We start from the raw sequence: 1,352 nt of genomic DNA on the forward strand, positions 1-1,352 counted from the left end.
CTATTATATTTGCACTTGGAAAAATAAAGAGGTGAAAATCTTTATATCTGCAAACTTTTGTTAACTTTGCAGAAAATTAGATAAGTACAATAAAAAAAGAAGAATACTCCATATCCAGCGTTAACCCTGTGCCCTTTCTAGCATAGTAAAGGCTTAGCCCTGTTTGGGGAACTGGATATTTTCTGAGCAGAAGCTTGAGAGTAAATTAGCCTGCTTGTGTAGAACAAGACAGGACTCGTAGTATAGTTGTAGCCGCTCAGAACGGAGCACCCTTCTTATTAAAAACTTCATTCAAAATGCAAATATACGGAATAGATTTGGCAAAAGAGAAATTTGACGTAAGTTTTTTCGACTTGACATCAAAAAAAGTATCAAACCAACCTTCACATAAGGTTGTAACGAACAATTTAAAGGGTATTGGAAAGTTTTTTAAAGGCCTTCCTAGCGATGCTGTATTGGTTGCTGAGCATACCGGAGTTTATGGTGATACCCTCTTGAAGTGCTGCATGGATAGCAATGTAAAGATTGCCTTTGTGGGTGGATATGTCATCCACAGATATAGAACTACCCCTGACCGTGCCAAGACGGATGTCCTGGATTGTGCACTGCTCAGAGATTTTGGAGAGAGATATCCTGATAAGCTGAAATACAAGACGTTTCCAGAAGAGGCTCTATATGAGCTTCGTCAATTGGCACGCCACCGAGAAATGCTTGTAGAACAGCGTAAGCAGCTAATAACAGCCGACAAGAGCGAGGATTGTCGTCCTATCAGAAGTCTTGCCGTCAAGCGAAGCATGGACCGTATCAAAGAGATGTTGGATACGGAAATTGCAGAGACGGAAAAAGAAATGTTGAAAGTCATAAATGGACATGAGAGCATTCACCACAACTATGAGCTTGTTAAAAGTGTCGATGGAGTTGGGCTGATTACCGCAGTAGAACTATTGGTAAAAACAGAGAATTTCACAAAAATAACTACAGCGCGCCAATATGCTGCTTATGCAGGAACTGCGCCATACGAAAAATCATCGGGGAAAATGGACAAGGGAGCACATATATCCAAGATTGGTAATAGACGTTCAAAGACCTTGTTGTACATCTGCGCAGAAAGCGCCAGATTGCACAACAAGGAGATTAAACTGTATTACGAGAGGCGTACTTTAATAGATAAAAAGCCGCGTCATTATGTACTAAATGCCATAGCAAACAAGTTGCTAAGGATCATATTCACCCTCGTGGAAAAAGGTGAATACTATGACGCAAACTTCATCAGGCAAGACCCAAGGGTCGTTAAACATAATTAACGTTAAAAAATGCGCTCAAAGCTTGCTCTATTAGAGTAAAACAGGGCG

1 protein-coding gene is annotated in these 1,352 nt (G+C 40.5%); it reads left to right on the forward strand.

What is annotated here, in order from left to right:
• Nucleotides 1–317: 317 nt before the first annotated feature.
• Entirely contained in the window at nt 318–1,304 is a 987-nt protein-coding gene (locus DXD25_RS14055) for an IS110 family transposase (protein WP_158556346.1), read from the forward strand.
• The last annotated feature ends 48 nt before the right edge of the window (nt 1,305–1,352 follow it).

The organism is Prevotella sp. TF12-30, from assembly GCF_003436715.1.
Lineage (GTDB): Bacteria > Bacteroidota > Bacteroidia > Bacteroidales > Bacteroidaceae > Prevotella > Prevotella copri_A.